Origin of the sequence: Longitalea arenae (assembly GCF_016924755.1) — a bacterium.
Classification (GTDB): Bacteria; Bacteroidota; Bacteroidia; order Chitinophagales; family Chitinophagaceae; genus Niastella; species Niastella arenae.
On the sequence record NZ_JAFFJX010000001.1, the window covers coordinates 318,683 to 334,597 of the forward strand.

Annotated in this window: 15 protein-coding genes; 13 read left to right on the forward strand and 2 right to left on the reverse strand. The window is 45.2% G+C overall.

Translation table 11 applies throughout. The features are described 5' to 3' along the window. The first annotated feature begins 52 nt into the window (after nt 1-52). From porG to yidD, 9 genes are all read left to right on the forward strand, one after another. Complete coding sequence (gene porG, locus JT717_RS01425) at nt 53-910, forward strand: type IX secretion system protein PorG (RefSeq protein WP_205508395.1); 858 nt, start codon at nt 53-55, stop codon at nt 908-910. A gap of 219 nt (nt 911-1,129) precedes the next feature. Beyond that, nucleotides 1,130-1,891 carry an undecaprenyl pyrophosphate synthase gene (gene uppS, locus JT717_RS01430; protein WP_205508396.1) on the forward strand — a complete coding sequence of 254 codons (762 nt, stop codon included), beginning with the start codon at nt 1,130-1,132 and terminating at the stop codon, nt 1,889-1,891. 105 nt (nt 1,892-1,996) lie between these two features. Next, nucleotides 1,997-4,726 (forward strand): BamA/OMP85 family outer membrane protein, encoded by a 2,730-nt coding sequence (locus JT717_RS01435; RefSeq protein ID WP_205508397.1) that lies wholly within the window; start codon nt 1,997-1,999, stop codon nt 4,724-4,726. A 127-nt stretch (nt 4,727-4,853) separates the two neighbouring features. Further along, entirely contained in the window at nt 4,854-5,363 is a 510-nt protein-coding gene (locus JT717_RS01440) for an OmpH/Skp family outer membrane protein (protein WP_205508398.1), read from the forward strand. Nucleotides 5,364-5,483: 120 nt separating this feature from the next. Then, a complete protein-coding gene (locus tag JT717_RS01445) occupies nt 5,484-6,047 on the forward strand; it encodes an OmpH/Skp family outer membrane protein (RefSeq protein WP_205508400.1) in 564 nt (187 codons plus the stop codon). 149 nt (nt 6,048-6,196) lie between these two features. Beyond that, nucleotides 6,197-7,051, forward strand: coding sequence for a glutamate racemase (gene murI, locus JT717_RS01450; protein ID WP_205508402.1), 855 nt, complete (start codon nt 6,197-6,199; stop codon nt 7,049-7,051). 199 nt (nt 7,052-7,250) lie between these two features. After that, nucleotides 7,251-7,406 carry a 50S ribosomal protein L34 gene (gene rpmH / locus JT717_RS01455; protein WP_014222732.1) on the forward strand — a complete coding sequence of 52 codons (156 nt, stop codon included), beginning with the start codon at nt 7,251-7,253 and terminating at the stop codon, nt 7,404-7,406. 92 nt (nt 7,407-7,498) lie between these two features. Further along, entirely contained in the window at nt 7,499-7,891 is a 393-nt protein-coding gene (locus tag JT717_RS01460; RefSeq protein WP_205508403.1) for a ribonuclease P protein component, read from the forward strand. Nucleotides 7,892-7,927: 36 nt separating this feature from the next. Next, nucleotides 7,928-8,158: a membrane protein insertion efficiency factor YidD gene (gene yidD, locus JT717_RS01465; protein WP_205508404.1), complete on the forward strand. Its 231-nt coding sequence runs from the start codon at nt 7,928-7,930 to the stop codon at nt 8,156-8,158. Between the two features lie 182 nt (nt 8,159-8,340). Here the strand turns inward: yidD and JT717_RS01470 are convergent, their stop codons facing one another. Together JT717_RS01470 and JT717_RS01475 are read right to left on the reverse strand one after the other, a co-directional pair. Further along, entirely contained in the window at nt 8,341-8,940 is a 600-nt protein-coding gene (locus tag JT717_RS01470; protein ID WP_205508405.1) for a hypothetical protein, read from the reverse strand. Between the two features lie 72 nt (nt 8,941-9,012). Next, nucleotides 9,013-9,621, reverse strand: coding sequence for a superoxide dismutase (locus JT717_RS01475; RefSeq protein WP_205508407.1), 609 nt, complete (start codon nt 9,619-9,621; stop codon nt 9,013-9,015). 186 nt (nt 9,622-9,807) lie between these two features. Between JT717_RS01475 and JT717_RS01480 the strand changes: the two genes are divergently transcribed. The 4 genes from JT717_RS01480 to JT717_RS01495 all read left to right on the forward strand — a co-directional run bounded on the left by JT717_RS01480 (nt 9,808) and on the right by JT717_RS01495 (nt 15,912). Next, on the forward strand, nt 9,808-10,539 hold the full coding sequence (locus tag JT717_RS01480; protein WP_240347772.1) for a 3-keto-disaccharide hydrolase: 732 nt from the start codon (nt 9,808-9,810) through the stop codon (nt 10,537-10,539). Nucleotides 10,540-10,576: 37 nt separating this feature from the next. Continuing rightward, nucleotides 10,577-11,143 (forward strand): RNA polymerase sigma factor, encoded by a 567-nt coding sequence (locus JT717_RS01485; protein ID WP_205508409.1) that lies wholly within the window; start codon nt 10,577-10,579, stop codon nt 11,141-11,143. 71 nt (nt 11,144-11,214) lie between these two features. Then, nucleotides 11,215-12,213: a FecR family protein gene (locus tag JT717_RS01490; protein WP_205508411.1), complete on the forward strand. Its 999-nt coding sequence runs from the start codon at nt 11,215-11,217 to the stop codon at nt 12,211-12,213. A gap of 249 nt (nt 12,214-12,462) precedes the next feature. Beyond that, on the forward strand, nt 12,463-15,912 hold the full coding sequence (locus JT717_RS01495) for a SusC/RagA family TonB-linked outer membrane protein (protein ID WP_205508413.1): 3,450 nt from the start codon (nt 12,463-12,465) through the stop codon (nt 15,910-15,912). Nucleotides 15,913-15,915 lie beyond the last annotated feature (3 nt).

Below are 15,915 nucleotides of genomic sequence, written 5' to 3' on the forward strand. Positions count from 1 at the left end.
TACAAAAGAAAATAACCGGTGATTCCGGTTCTTAATGTTTAAATTGCGAATTATGAAGAAATTGGTTGTAACAGCACTCCTGTTTAATGCCGTACTATGTGTGCAAAAGGTTACTGCCCAATATGAAAGTATTGTTCAGCAAGGTGAGTTTGGGATATCAGCGGGAGCCGCGCATTATTTTGGCGACCTCAATACAAGAGCAAAACTCAACAGGCCTAAACCTGCCTTCGGGGTGTTCTTTCGTAAACAATTCGGCAACTATACAGCATTACGTGTAGCCGCACATTACGCCCGCATTGGCTATTCTGATATTTATAACACCCAAAATGAATATCAGCGCAGACGCAACCTGAGCTTCAACTCCAATATCTTCGAGCTCACACTGCAGGGCGATTTCAACTTCTTTAAATTTGTTCCGGCAGATCCATATTATAACTGGACCCCATATATAACGCTGGGCGCCGGTATCTTCAGCTATGATCCGTTTGCTTACCTGAATGGCGATAAATATTTTCTGCGTCCGCTCGGAACAGAAGGCCAGGGTACCGCGGCTTATCCCGACCGGAAGCCCTACAACACGATGGCCATGTGTTTCCCCATTGGCGTGGGCGTAAAGTATGCGCTGAACGAGCGCATGAACCTGGGCTTTGAAGTGGTTTACCGCTATACCACTACCGATTACCTCGATGATGTGAGTAAGACCTATGTAGGTTCTGATAAGTTTCCGCCATTGCCCGACGGCACACCCTCTGCAGCTCAGTTATTACAGGACCGTTCTTACGAAACGGGCGATATCATTGGCATCGAAGGCCGGCAACGGGGTTATTCCAGACAAAGGGATGCCTACGTGCTGGCTGAACTTACTTTGTCGTTCAACCTTACTTCATATCGTTGTCCAACTGCAAATTAGTTATGGTTTATTGTTTTCAGTTCATGGTTCTTTAAGTGCAGTTGCCCGTACATGCATTATATAACCACTGATTGACAGATAGTTACAAAATATAGTATTGAAATAAACAAACAGCCCGAATAACATTCGGGCTGTTTGCATTCAGGCGTTTAACGACAAACCATAATCCACAAACCATAAACTTGTTTTTCGTACCTTTGTGCCCTTCAAAAAAAGGGTATGCAAAGCCTAAGGGAGCAAATTAACCTTCAACGACTTCCTCGCCATATAGCAATTATTATGGACGGGAATGGCCGCTGGGCAAAAGAAAAGGGGCAGGACCGCCTCTATGGCCATTTTCATGGCGTGGAAAGCGTGCGTAATATCGTAGAGGGTTGCGCCGAACTGGGTGTTGAGTACCTTACCCTGTACGCATTTTCTACCGAGAACTGGGACCGCCCGCAATATGAGGTTACCGGCCTCATAGAACTATTGGTAGAAACCATTCGCAAGGAAACCGAAACACTGAATAAGAACAACATCAAACTGCATGTGATAGGCGATGTAAAAATGTTGCCCGAATATGCACAAAAGGAACTGAACGAATCGCTGCAGATAACCAGCCAGAACACGGGGTTGAACCTGGTAATGGCCCTCAGTTACAGCAGCCGTTGGGAACTGGTACAGGCCGTACAGCATATTGCCGAAGATGTAAAGGCCGGCAAGATCGATCCTGCGGCCATCACCCAAAATACCCTGCAACAATACCTGGCTACCAGTAATTTTCCTGATCCCGAATTAATGATTCGCACCAGCGGGGAATACCGCATCAGTAACTTTTTATTATACCAATTAGCTTATGCAGAATTGTATTTCACTAATGTTCGCTGGCCCGACTTCCGGAAGGAGAACCTGTATGAAGCCATCCTCGACTTTCAAAGGCGTGAAAGACGGTTTGGAAAAACCGGTGAGCAGGTACAAAAGGAACAAATAAACGGATAATTACGAATTGGTCATGAAGATTTTATGAATCCGTCGATTAGTGTTCTTTTTAACAAACCCTTTTAATAAATCCCCCTTAATTTGCTCCACTTTAAACTCCCCGGAATGCAGCGTTCGCGTACTTTAGGTATTTTTTTACTGGTATTTGCATGTTTTACAGTCGGCTCACTACATGCCCAGGTAGTTACCGATACCGTTCCTACGTCTATTGATCCGGAATTAGAGAATATTCTCAACTCAAAATCTGCTAAAGAATATATTATAGGTGGTATTACAGTTACCGGTACCAAACGGTACGATCAACAGCTGCTTATTTCCATTGCGGGCATCAATGTGGGCGATAAAGTAATGATACCGGGGGGCGATAATTTCAGCAAGGCGCTTAATAATTTATGGAACCAGCACCTGTTCTCCAATGCACAGATCTACTTTACCAAACTTGAAGGAAACAAATTATATATAGAAATACAGGTTTTTGAAAGACCTGCGCTTTCCAAATACAATATTATAGGTGTACGTAAAGCCGACCAGGATGAGCTAAAGCCTAAAACAGGACTCATCACCGGCCGGGTGGTAACCGAGAACACCAAGCGCACAGCAGAGGAAGCCATTAAAAAATATTATACCGAAAAAGGGTTTCAAAGTGCACAGGTTCGTATTGAGGAAGTGCAGGATCCTGCTTTACCCAATTCTATTATATTGAACCTGTATGTAGAAAAAGGGCATAAAGTACGTATTGACAACGTTAGCTTTTTTGGAAATAACGAGGTAAGAGAACAAAGGCTGAAAAAGCAATTGAAGGGTACCAAGGAAATGACCAAGATCACGTTGTTTCCTACCAGGGATTCCAGCTCATACGGTGAAACTAAACAACCCTCTTTTAAGGAATACCTGAGCCAGGCCGGCTTTTTGTCGCTTACCCGCACCAAGGAATTCCTCGATCCTTATTTCCGCTTTAAATTGTTCAGCTCGGCCAAATTCAACGCCAAGAAATACGAAGAAGATAAAGAGAAAGTACTGGAATATTACAATTCCCTCGGTTACCGCGACGCGGCCATCGTTAGCGATACCCAGTATTATAATAAGAAGGGAAATCTGAAACTGGACATCAAAGTAGATGAGGGGCATCGTTATTATTTCGGTAACGTTACCTGGAAAGGAAATACCAAATATTCCGATTCAGTGCTTACCATGTTATTAGGTATTTCCAAAGGAGATATTTATAACCTGGAGATCCTGAACAAAAAACTGGGTAAACAAATGTCGCAGGAAGGCGGTGATATCAGCAGCCTGTATATGGATGATGGTTATCTCTTCTTCCGCATTGAGCCGGTAGAAACTGCGGTATATAATGATACCATCGATTTCGAGATCCGATTACAGGAGGGTCCGCAGGCTACTATTAAGAACGTTACCATTTCGGGCAACGAAAAAACAAAAGAGCATGTTATCCGTCGCGAGTTGCGTACCCTGCCAGGGGAAAAGTTCAGCCGTCAGGACCTGATCCGTTCCCAGCGTGAAATTGCGCAGCTGAATTTCTTTAACCAGGAAAAGATCGGCATTAACCCGGTTCCCAATCCTGAAGACGGAACAGTGGATATACATTATACGGTTGAAGAAAAATCTTCTGACCAGCTGGAGCTGAGCGCCGGTTGGGGTGGTGGTATCGGTTTAACCGGTACGCTGGGGGTTTCCTTCAATAACTTCTCTATTAAAAATATATTCAACAAAAAGGCATGGGATCCTTTACCTACCGGTGATGGACAAAAACTGAGCATGCGTGTGCAATCGAACGGCCGTGCTTATCAGTCGTACAACTTCTCGTTCACCGAGCCCTGGTTAGGTGGCAAGAAAAGGAATTCATTGACCTTTAGCTTATATAAGAGCGTATTCCGTACCGGCGGTATCGACGCCAGCGGAAGATATTTCTTCAGCGATACGAACAGGCTGAAGAACTTCGGCGCCAGCATTTCAATGGGTAAACAGTTGAAATGGCCCGATGACTTCTTTACCCTGGTATATTCTATCAGCTATACACAGTATAAGCTTACGAATTACCGTTTATTCACGGCTGATTTCAACAACGGTACATCCAACAACCTGAGTGTGAAGGTTGCGTTGAACCGGAACTCTGCCGGTCCCAACCCTATCTTCCCCACCAGCGGTTCTAACTTTTTGCTGAGCGGACAGTTTACGCCACCCTACTCATTATTCAGACCGAATATTACCGACCAGGACAGTTATAAATTGCCTGAGTTCCATAAATGGCGATTAAATGCCGAATGGTTCATACCGATCGGTCGTCCCATGGGGGCCGATAAAAGCCGTCAGTTTGTATTGCGCGCAGCTGCCAAGTATGGCTTTATGGGCCGTTACAGCAACAAGCTGAACTATTCACCGTTTGAACGCTTCCAGGTAGGTGATGCCGGTCTGGCAAACGGTAGCTTCATCCTGGGTTACGATATCATTGCACATCGCGGTTATCCCGTGTATGAATATTCTGATCCCAAGATCAATCCTGATCAGCAGAACGCCAGTCAGTTCTTTACCATTTTCAATAAATATACCCTCGAATTGCGGTATCCCTTCACTACCAACCCAAGCAGCACGATATTTGGTATGGTGTGGTTTGAAGCAGCCAATGGGTGGTATGACTATAAAACATACGATCCTTTCCGCCTGCGTAGAAGTGCCGGTGTGGGTATGCGTTTCTTCCTGCCGATGTTCGGCTTGTTAGGATTTGACTATGGTGTAGGCTTTGACCGCATTACTCAGGGAGGCCGCTTACGCGATGCGACCCGCTTTACCTTTATGTTAGGGTACGAACCTGAATAAACCAACCGGCATAGCCTAATGGCACGGGGGAAGGAGACAAAAATCAGGGAGCAGTTCGCGTATAAGGTAAGATCGGCAGTTATTGACCATTGACCATTCACGATAAAACCTTAAGGAGGAATTTACCATGAAAAAGATATTTGCTATTGCCTGTCTTATAATGCTGGCATTTGCCTCACAGGCCCAGCGTTATGCGATCGTTGACACTAAATATATTCTGGACAAATTACCGGAGTATAAAGAAGCCCAGAAAAAGCTGGATCAGTTCAGCGAACAGTGGCAAAAAGAAGTGGACGGCAAACAAAGCGCACTCGATAAAATGTATAAAGATTTTGAGGCTGAACAGGTGATGTTGAGCCCCGAATTAAAGAAAAAACGCGAAGATGAATTGTTTGTAAGAGAAAAGGAAGTGCGCGACCTGCAGCGCAAACGCTTTGGTTTTGAAGGCGATCTGTTTAAAAAGCGGCAGGAACTGGTGAAACCCATACAGGACAAGGTTTACAATGCAATTCAGAAGCTGGCGGTTAACCGTTCACTCGACTTTATTTTAGATAAAAGTGAAGGAATTACCGTTATCTTTGCCGACCCCAAACTGGACCGTAGCGAGGATATATTAAAGGAGCTGGGCGTTAAATAAAACATAAGACAAAAAGGGGAAAGCAACCAACATCAGGTTTTTTTCAACTTAAATCAAAATAACCGTTCACCCGAAAGCAACCGATCATGGGCTCAGGGTGTGTAAACAAAATTGAAATCAATGAAAAAGTTTTTTTCCGTAACGTTGTTCGCCCTGTGCCTGGTAGCGGCTGGTGAAGTAAATGCACAATCTTCTAATAAAATAGGGTATATCAGTTCGCAGGAACTGGTGAGCGTAATGCCCGAAACAAGAAAAGCCGACACTGCGCTGCAGGAATTCCGCAACGCCCTGGTGCAAAATTACAGCGACAAGCAGAATGCATTTTATGCAGCTGTTGAGAAATACAACAAAGACTCTGCTACCTTAACCACTTCCGTTAAATCGGTTAAAAGAAATGAGTTAGCTAAAATGGGTCAGGAGCTGAACAGCGAAGAAGAGCGCATTCAGCAGCAATTGCAACAACGTCAGCAGGAATTGCTGGGTCCCATTAACAAAAAGGCTTATGATGCAGTGCAGGCTGTAGCCAAAGAAGGTGGTTACGGTTATATTTTTGAAAAGGAAGCCCTGCTGGTAGCTCCTCCTGGTGATGATATTCTGCCGCTGGTTGCCAAAAAGCTGAATATCAAATTGCCAACACCTGGCACAGCTCCTGCTGCCGCACCAAAGACCGGCGCCAAACCATAAAGAATTGACAAGTTGAAAATATCAGCCCCGTTTGCAGCCGGCAAACGGGGTTTTTTTATTGCCCAGGCACATGCCCCGGCCGGACAACCCCCGCCATTACCAGCATTCCGCAGGCACAATATTCCCCCTTTAGGAGGTATATTTGTATTATGGTTACTACTCAGCCAATTGGCATATTCGATTCAGGATATGGTGGTTTAACGGTAATGAAGGAGATCGTACGAAAGCTGCCCCAATACGATTATATCTACCTGGGCGATAATGCGCGGGCTCCCTATGGCAACCGTTCTTTTGAAACGGTATACCGGTACACCTTGCAATGTGTGGAGTGGTTCTTCCAAAAAGGTTGTCCATTAGTCATACTGGCCTGTAATACGGCCTCGGCAAAAGCATTACGTACTATTCAGCAGAATGATCTGCCCCAACTGGCTCCTTCTAACCGCGTGTTAGGCGTTATCAGGCCTACCACAGAGATCATCGGCAATTTTACCAGGTCGCGCAAGATAGGCGTACTGGCCACCAACGGTACCGTGCAATCGGGTTCTTATCTCATCGAGATAGAAAAATTCTTCCCCGATATTACCGTTTACCAGGAAGCCTGCCCCATGTGGGTGCCCATTGTTGAGAACAATGAACATACCCAGCCGGGGGCTGATTATTTTGTAAAAAAGCATGTACAGCAGATCATGCTGGCAAACAAGGAAATTGATACCCTGCTGCTGGCCTGCACCCATTATCCGTTGTTGCGCGATAAGATCACGCAGTTTTTGCCGGCAGGTGTAAGCGTGGTATCGCAGGGAGAAATTGTAGCCAACAGCCTGGGGGATTACCTGAAACGCCATACTGAGCTGGAGATCCGTTGCAGCAAGAACGGCCACCGGGCCTTTTATACAACCGATTCAACCGAAGACTTTGATAACCACGCCAGTATATTTTTTGGACAAGCCATACATTCCAGTCATGTTGACCTGGATAGTAATATACCCGTAGCGGATCATATTTAATGAAACATTTTTGTGCATACCGTTTCATACTTAAGTGATCATTCCATACCTTTGCGGTCCTTTCATCCGCTTATGGCGGGGCGGGTATGGTGACCCGTCTGCGAAAACTGGAACCTGATCCGCTTCTCCCGGATCATATTTCAAACATCGCCTGCGCAATTTGCTTTGGCGAGAAACAAGTGTAAAAAAGAAATTAAATATGAAACGTACATTTCAGCCGCACCGCCGTCGTCGTAAAACCGTTCATGGTTTCCGTAAACGTATGCAGGATGCCAATGGCCGTAAAGTACTGGCCAGTCGTCGCAAAAAAGGTCGTAAGAAACTGACTGTTTCCGACGAAAGAAAATTAAAATAAACCTGTTTACCACGCCGCTGGCAATGGGTAACAGTTTAAATATGTAATAGTCCCGGTTACACCGGGGCTATTTTTGTTTTTGGGCTATCCTGATGGTGAAAAAGTTTACGCTAAAAAAAGAGGAAAGGCTGAAGCGCCGCAAGATCATTGAGCAGTTGTTCAGTGAAGGCCGTGCTGTGGCTGCTTTTCCCATCAGGGTGCAATATAAACTGGTTGACCAGCTGTTAACGGTTCCCCTCCAGGCCGGCTTTAGTGTCAGTAGCCGGAACTTCAAAAAGGCAGTAGACCGCAACCGCATAAAGCGACTGATGCGGGAAGCGTATCGCCTGCAAAAAGCGCCCCTGGAACAGGCTTTGCAAACAAAGCAGCAACAACTGGCGTTATTCCTGATCTATACCGGCAAAGAACTGCCGGAATTCACTGTGGTAAAAGAAAAGGTGGAGGTGGTGCTGAAAAAGCTGTTGCAAACGGTAACTGCCATGTAGTTATATACAAGCCGGGAATTATTAATCAATTGAGAAATGAAAGTATTGCTTCGTATTTTGGGTTTTCCGTTCATTGCATTGATCAAACTGTATCAATGGATCATTTCTCCGATCCTGGGGCCTAAATGCCGCTTCACACCCACCTGTTCACAATATGCAATTGAAGCCCTTAAAAAGCACGGCATATTTAAAGGACTATGGCTTACGGTTAAACGGTTAAGCCGCTGTCATCCCTGGGGCGGGCATGGGTATGATCCGGTGCCTTGAAGAAATGCAGTAAGATGTATGGGAACCGGAATTTCGAGCTTCGCATTTCCATAAAAGCGAAGTATGAAGTAAGAAATATGAAGAACCTGTATTTCGTGCTTTGTGTTTCATATCCAAACTATTAAAGGTTTCGGAATTCGGACCTTCTTACTTCCTACCTCATACCTCTTACTTCGATCCTCCTACTTTTTCATGCGTTCTATCAGTTCATTCAGCGACTCTCTTTTTTGTTTCGCCGTAAAGAATTTGTAGATCTCGGGGGCTTTGCCATCCTTATCTACATCTACCGAGTAAGGAATATTTTTGTATGGGTTGATCAACTGCGCATTTGTGTTAGTAGTAAGCTTCTTGATGGTCTTGGGTACTATGAAATAGGTCTTTTTTTCATCACTGGCATTTTGCCCGTTGATCAGCTGCTGGGTACTGTCGATAATATGTTCCAATTGTTCAGTACTGATAGATTTGGGTGCACCGCCATCGCCAAAATTCACCAGGTTGCCAATAAGGGTATCGGTTTTTATGTTCAGGATATACACTCCGCCATCAGGCACTTCGTAGGTTTGATCGCCTTCGGGGCTTTTTACGGTAATGCCCTTGTCCTTTTCGGTTAGAACGAGATCAGCTTCGTTGTGTTGGGTTCCGGGAGTAAGGGTAATGGTTTTAGTGGCTTCATCAACCTGGATTTTTCCGCTCGACATCACTTTCACTTTCTTTTGAACGCCGGGAGAGCAGGCGGCAAAGCATGCCATGGCAATCATCGTACTTAACAAGGTACATTTCATTGGGCTATATTTTGAAAGGTTAAAAAAAAGAATCCCGGTAAAACCGGGATTGGCTATAGTTGGTAAGCGTAATTATTTGGCTGCTTTTGTGAAATTTTCAGCTACTTTTTCCCAATTGATCACGTTCCAGATAGCGTTCATGTATTCGGGACGGCGATTTTGGTATTTCAGGTAGTAAGCATGTTCCCAAACGTCAACCCCTAAAATGGGTGTACCCTTTACTTCGGCTACATCCATCAGCGGATTATCCTGGTTAGGGGTAGAAGTGATCTGGAGCGTACCATTGTTGATGATCAGCCATGCCCAGCCGCTGCCGAAACGCGTAGCACCGGCCGTATTGAATTTTTCCTTGAAGCTTTCAAAAGAACCGAAAACGTCGTTAATAGCTGCTGCCAGCGCGCCGGTAGGCTGTCCGCCAGCGTTGGGAGCCAGTAATTCCCAGAAGAAAGAGTGGTTCCAGTGGCCGCCACCATTATTGCGAACGGCCGGGCTGATAGTGCCTGCAGCTTTTACCAGTTCTTCCAGCGATTTATTTTCATGGGGGGTACCCGCAATAGCTTTGTTCAGGTTATCTACGTAAGCCTGGTGATGTTTGCCATGGTGGATCTGCATCGTCTGTGCGTCAATATGCGGTTCCAGTGCATCGGGTGCATAAGGAAGCGCCGGTAGTGTAAATGCCATAACACTAAAATTTTAATTGTTGAAGATTTATGGTTGTTCTTTCAAACGGTAACAAAAGTACAGGTCAATGGTTGATTAACCAATTCATTCTCTTTACGAAACGGAAAATTTTGCGGCTGACTATGGCAATTTTATAGTATTTTAGGAAACCAGTGGGCCCTGCAAATCCTTATCAAATCAATCAATATGTTGAATACCATTACAACAAAAAAATTGATGCTGTTTTCTGCAACCATACTATTCAGCGCTTTTTCAGGGGCATTTGAGCCCGAACAGGGAAAAGACAACATACTTACCGCAGCTGAGAAAAAAGCAGGCTGGGTGCTGCTGTTTAATGGCCAAAATACCGATGGTTGGCGCGGTTATAATAATAAACCCTTCGATAGCTGGCAAGTAATAAACGGGCAGTTGTATTGTAAAGTAAAAGACGTTACTCAACGGGCCGACCTCATCACGGTTGATCAATATGATAATTTTGAACTTTCGATAGATTGGAAGGTCGATAAGGGCGCTAACAGCGGCATTATTTACCGAGTAGAAGAAAGCAGCAGCCCCAGCCATGAAACCGGTCCTGAATACCAGTTAATAGATGATGAAGGATATGCCCAAAAACTGGAAGCATGGCAAAAGAGCGGTGCAGATTATGCCATGTATCCTCCCTCGGAAATAGCCGCAAAACCAGCCGGTGAATTAAACCACACTACCATACTTGTAAATGGAGCCCATGTAGAACATTGGCTGAATGGGAAGAAAGTTGTAGATTATGAATTATGGACCCCCGCCTGGCAAAAGTTGAAAGCGGAGGGGAAATGGAAGGACGCAAAAGCGTATGGCCTTGCCAAAAAAGGACATATCGCTTTACAGGACCATGGTGGCGGTATCTGGTTCAAGAATGTTAAGCTCAGGAAACTACACTAACGGTTCGCTACCTGCCTTGTAAGCATAATGTACCAGCATGAATGAGAAAGTGTCACATAGAAATGATCACAGTGATGAGCATGCACTAGAACTGCTCTTCGCCGATATTTTTAAAAAACACGAATACCGGTTACATAGCCTGGTGTTCAAGCTTACCCGTTCGAACCAGTATGCCAGGGATATCATCCAGGAAGTGTTTATAAAACTCTGGGAACACCGGCACCATATTAACTCCATTCATAATGTAGAAGCCTGGTTATACCGTTTGACCGAAAATAAAGTGATCGATTTTCTACGGAAAGTGGCCGCCGACAACCGGCTGAAAGACGCCATATGGAAAAATCAGCCCGATGAATTGAATGAAACCGAAGACAAGGTAGCCGCAAGGGAGTATAACCAGATCATACAAAAAGCCATAGAACAGTTACCACCCCAGCGCAAATTGATCTATTATCTGAATCGCGAAAAAGGCCTTAATTACCAGGAGATAGCGGATCACCTGGCCATCTCAAAACATACGGTGAAGAACCAGTTATCAACGGCCCTGCAATTTATAAGGCTGTTCCTGCTCAAAAGCGCCCGGTTCTTTTTACTTCTTTTTTAAAAAATATCCATTCCGGATAGGAACCTTCCCAGGTTGCTTCGTCTATCATGTATAGGAACAACCATTCTCCAATGGAAGAGAGGATAAAATATTTATTCAGGCAATACCTGAACAATACCTGTACGAGAAAAGAATTCGAGGAGTTCTTTTCCTATATCAACGAAGCTTCCCATAATGAACTGATAAGGGAATTGATCCAGCAAGCATATGAAGAAACCCGGCCTGCCAACCCTTCCCTTACCTATGTAGATGAAAGCGGTAATCTTGTTATACCTGAGCCTGCCTGGGAAGAAAAGCCTTCTGCCAGAATGTGGTCAATAAGAAAAAAGCGGGTATTCGCTGGCATGGTTGCCGGCCTGCTTGTATTACTGGCAGGTATTCTTTGGTTAGTTTTCCAACCGTCCCAACCAGCCACCGATAACGACAAACCGGTATTGGCTAAAAAAATAACCAGCCGGTCAGAATATAAATACATGCTCTTGCCCGATAGTACCCAGGTATGGTTGAATGCAGCGAGCACGCTGGAATATCCCAAACTGTTTGCTGCCGGCAAAAGAGAAGTGTTCCTTACTGGCGAAGCCTATTTTGATGTGAAGCATGCTGATAAAATACCATTTCTCATCCATACCGGCAACGTAACTACCTCCGTGCTTGGTACGGCATTCAATATAAAAGCATATCCGGGCCGGGAAAATATCATTGTTTCAGTAAGCCGAGGCAGGGTGCGGGTACATTATGGCAGCAAAGAGGTGGCCATACTTACCCAGGGGCAACAGGTGAGAGTAGGCAACGTGAATAAAACGGTAATTCAAAAGAAATTGCCGGTTCATGAAGTGGCGCCCTGGCAACAGGGGAACCTTGTGTATGATGATGAAACCATCAGCGACATCGTGGCCGATCTGGAAAGGATCTATGATGTGCATATTCGTTTGGACAACGAAGCGCTGGCAAGGGAAAGAATATCTACATCGTTCCGCCGCGAGATTGGCATCGAACCGGCACTCCAGGTGTTGTGTAATTTAACCGACACCAGATTACAGCTCATAAACAACGTGTATGTGATCAAATAAAACATAAATACCAAAACTAAACTGTCATGCATACTACCAACTATACACCTCCATAGTAATGTAAACAAAGAACCGCCCCAGTTGCGACCTGGAAGCGGTTCCGAATGTTTAAAATAATCCCGTTCAAAGAATTACTTAAAACAATTCAAAGCTATGAATTTGTATGTAAAAACGTACAGGCATAGTACGTCATTCATTGCTATTGGATACCATCACCGGTATTCGCTTTCGAGAAACAAAGCATTGATTATGAGAATTTCTATCCTGGCTATATTACTCACCTTCAGCGGATTGCTGATGGCCCGGCCGGGCAGTGCACAGGACCTGAACAAGATCATGATCTCTATCGACCTGAAGAACGTAACGCTAAAGCAGGCTTTCAAAAAAATTGAATCGCTCACCCAATTAGCCTTTACTTACCGCACCGTTGATGTAGCCGCTTATGAGCGGATCAATTATTCGGCTACCAACACTTCTGTAACGGTCGTACTGCAGGATCTGTTGGAACATACTGGTTTAAAATACGACCAGGTGAACAGCAATATCATTATAAAAAAGGCCGGGAACAACGTGCAATCTGATGAAATATTTACTCCGGAAGCAATTTCTTTTGATGGGGGTATACGAGGCCGGATAAGCGATGAAACCGGTGCGCCTTTGCCCAATGCTTCCATTGTGCTGCTGGGCACCGACAAAGGTACTGCTGCAGATACCAAAGGAGAATTTACAATAACAGGCATAAAAGCGGGCAGCTATCGCCTGCAGGTATCAGCGATCGGTTTTCAAACGATTATAAGGGATGTAACAGTAAGGGATAATGCAGTGGCCGAGGTGAACATCGGTTTGGTCTCAGGCAATAACAAGCTCGATGAAGTGGTAGTGACCGCCCTCGGCATCAAACGCGAAAAAAGATCATTGGGTTATTCAACACAGGAGATCAGGGGTGAAGACCTGTCGAATACCCGGCAAACAAATGTGTTGAATGCCTTGCGCGGCAAAGTGGCCGGCGTTCAGATCAATAGTGGCGGCGGCGCGCCGGGACAGGGAACGCGGATCATAATCAGGGGTATTAAATCGCTGGCACCAAATAAAAACAATCAGCCGCTATTTGTAATTGACGGGATCCTGATCGATAACAGCACCACTGCCATCAACGATGCAGGTTCCTTACGCGGGTTATCGAATCGTGCTTCCGATATCAATCCCGACGATATTGAATCTATGTCGATCCTCAAAGGCGGAGCTGCAACTGCTTTATATGGTCAGGCCGGTTCAAACGGCGTGGTGGTGATCACCACTAAAACCGCCAAAGCCGGTAAAATGCGTGTGAACTTCACAACTACCTATGGCATTGACGAAGTGAATAAATTTCCGGAAGTACAAAGGAAATTCAGCCAGGGTTATGTAGGCGCTACCTCTTTCGTACCGGAATACGATCCAAAAAGCTTCTGGCCCAGTTGGGGACCAACTGTTGAAGAGGCTAAAGCGATCGATCCTACGCATCCTGATCAGATCTACCATCATTATAAACAGGGTTTCAAAACCGGCAACCAGTTCCGTACCAGCATTAATATGTCGGGTGGTACCGATAAAGCCCTGCTCACTTCTTCGGTTTCCTATTTCAAACAGAATGGGGTGCTGCCTAATTCTGATTATAAGAACGTCTCTGCCCGCCTGAGCGGTCAGTTCAAGTTCAGTGATAAATTAAGGTTCAGCCCGGGCCTTTACTTTATTAACTCAGGCGGTTACCGCGTAAACGCCGACCGCTATAATGAAAGTTTAACCTACTGGTCGCCGCGGTGGAATGTAATGGATTATATAAAACCGGATGGTACACAAAATGCATACGGCAATGATAACCCGGTATATGGTACTGCCACCAATAAATTCAAAGACAATGTTAACCGGATCATTGGAAATTTAGCCCTTACTTACTCACCATTTACATGGCTCGATGTAGATTATAAATTCGGCATGGATTACTATGCTGATTTTCGCCGCCATGCAGCGCCTGGTCCTAAAGGCCTGATCGGTGAACAGGTATTTGGCGATAACAGCCTGGGTTTTGTACATGAGTACCGCATCGGCAATCGCATACTGAACTCAAATGTGATGGCCAGTTTCAAACATGAATGGTTCGGGAAGCTGAATACGGTGCTGCGGATAGGGAATGAAGTGCGCGATCGAAAATCCAGCCGTTTAACTGCAAGTGGCACCGAGCTGGATATACCGGATATGCTAACATTGAATAACGCTAAAGTGCGTACCAACAGCCAGGCCGAAGAACGATACCGGATCGTAAGCGCCTATGGGGATCTTACCCTGGGCTGGAATAATTACCTGTTCCTGAACCTTACAGGCCGTAATGAATGGTCATCTACCTTGCCGGTAGCCAATAACTCCTTCTTTTATCCTTCGGTAAGTTTATCATATGTTTTCTCGGATCATTTTTCACTGCCTGGCTGGATAAATTTCGGAAAAGCACGGGTATCGGTTGCGGAAGTAGGTAAGGATACCGACCCCTATGAGCTCAGCAGGTACTACAATTCTACCACACTTACCTCGAGCGGCCAGATCATGTGGACACGCAGTGACCAGGTAGGTGACTCTTTGCTGAAACCTGAAAGAACCTCAACGGTAGAAGCAGGTGTTGAATTGAAATTATTCAACCGCATCGGCATCGACTTCAGCTGGTATAAACTAAACAGCCGCGACCAGATCATTCCGGTTAGTTTATCGCCCACCACTGGCTTTACCAGCTATATTATCAATGCCGGTGAAATTGAAAACAAAGGGATCGAATTGGTGCTTACCGGTACAGCAGTTAAAACAAAAAATTTCAGCTGGGATCTTACCCTGAATTATACACGCAACAGGAACAAGGTAGTTGGCATTCGTGAGGGGCTTACTGAAATTGTGGTAGGGTCGCATTTTGGTTATTCAAGTTCCAATGCCACCCTGAAATATGTGCCCGGTTCAGCTGTTGGCAATATGTATGGCACCTCTTACCAGCGGTATTATGGTTCTAAAACAGATGATGGAGTGACCGTTGATAAAAGCCTGCCGGTGGTAATTGCTACCTCAGGCAGCAATGCCGGCTTCCCGGTAAGAGATACCCGGCAGCGTTTGCTTGGTAATTCGCAACCCGACTGGATCGGCGGCATCACCAACACACTTAGCTGGAAAAATATCTCCCTGTCATTTTTGTGGGAGACCCAACAGGGGCAGGACAGGTATAACCAGTTAGGCAATTTCATGAGTGCTTTTGGTATTGCCAAATACACCGAGAACAGAACCGAGACCATTGTTTTCGACGGCGTATTGGCGAATGGTTCTCCCAATACCCAGGCCGTTTATCTGGGCATGGGTAAAGTAAATGGCACGGGCCGTGATTATGGCCAGGGCTTTTACCGGAATGTGCATCGTGGTGTTACAGAAAATTTTATAGAGGATGCCAGCTGGGTACGTTTGCGGAATGTAAATCTCAGTTATGCGGTGCCTGCAAAGTTTTTTAAAGGAACACCCATTCAGGGCGCTTCAGTTACCTTCACGGGGAATAATCTTTTATTGTTTACCAATTACACCGGCTATGATCCTGAAACCAGCAGTTCCAGTGTAGAAAGCAATGCAGATGGCTTTACCGGTTTTACATACCCGGCGCTGCGCTCATACCTGTTTAGTGTAAACATCAACTTTTAAATT

What these genes read in the sequence shown, in the direction of transcription:
- JT717_RS01445 (WP_205508400.1), top strand. Translation starts at nt 5,484, where the DNA reads ATGAAAAAGTTTTTTTCCGTAACGTTGTTCGCCCTGTGCCTGGTAGCG.
- JT717_RS01480 (WP_240347772.1), top strand. Translation starts at nt 9,808, where the DNA reads ATGTTGAATACCATTACAACAAAAAAATTGATGCTGTTTTCTGCAACC.
- JT717_RS01490 (WP_205508411.1), top strand. Translation starts at nt 11,215, where the DNA reads ATGGAAGAGAGGATAAAATATTTATTCAGGCAATACCTGAACAATACC.
- uppS (WP_205508396.1), top strand. Translation starts at nt 1,130, where the DNA reads ATGCAAAGCCTAAGGGAGCAAATTAACCTTCAACGACTTCCTCGCCAT.
- JT717_RS01485 (WP_205508409.1), top strand. Translation starts at nt 10,577, where the DNA reads ATGAATGAGAAAGTGTCACATAGAAATGATCACAGTGATGAGCATGCA.
- yidD (WP_205508404.1), top strand. Translation starts at nt 7,928, where the DNA reads ATGAAAGTATTGCTTCGTATTTTGGGTTTTCCGTTCATTGCATTGATC.
- JT717_RS01440 (WP_205508398.1), top strand. Translation starts at nt 4,854, where the DNA reads ATGAAAAAGATATTTGCTATTGCCTGTCTTATAATGCTGGCATTTGCC.
- JT717_RS01495 (WP_205508413.1), top strand. Translation starts at nt 12,463, where the DNA reads ATGAGAATTTCTATCCTGGCTATATTACTCACCTTCAGCGGATTGCTG.
- JT717_RS01460 (WP_205508403.1), top strand. Translation starts at nt 7,499, where the DNA reads ATGGTGAAAAAGTTTACGCTAAAAAAAGAGGAAAGGCTGAAGCGCCGC.
- JT717_RS01435 (WP_205508397.1), top strand. Translation starts at nt 1,997, where the DNA reads ATGCAGCGTTCGCGTACTTTAGGTATTTTTTTACTGGTATTTGCATGT.
- JT717_RS01470 (WP_205508405.1), bottom strand. Translation starts at nt 8,940, where the DNA reads ATGAAATGTACCTTGTTAAGTACGATGATTGCCATGGCATGCTTTGCC.
- murI (WP_205508402.1), top strand. Translation starts at nt 6,197, where the DNA reads ATGGTTACTACTCAGCCAATTGGCATATTCGATTCAGGATATGGTGGT.
- JT717_RS01475 (WP_205508407.1), bottom strand. Translation starts at nt 9,621, where the DNA reads ATGGCATTTACACTACCGGCGCTTCCTTATGCACCCGATGCACTGGAA.
- porG (WP_205508395.1), top strand. Translation starts at nt 53, where the DNA reads ATGAAGAAATTGGTTGTAACAGCACTCCTGTTTAATGCCGTACTATGT.
- rpmH (WP_014222732.1), top strand. Translation starts at nt 7,251, where the DNA reads ATGAAACGTACATTTCAGCCGCACCGCCGTCGTCGTAAAACCGTTCAT.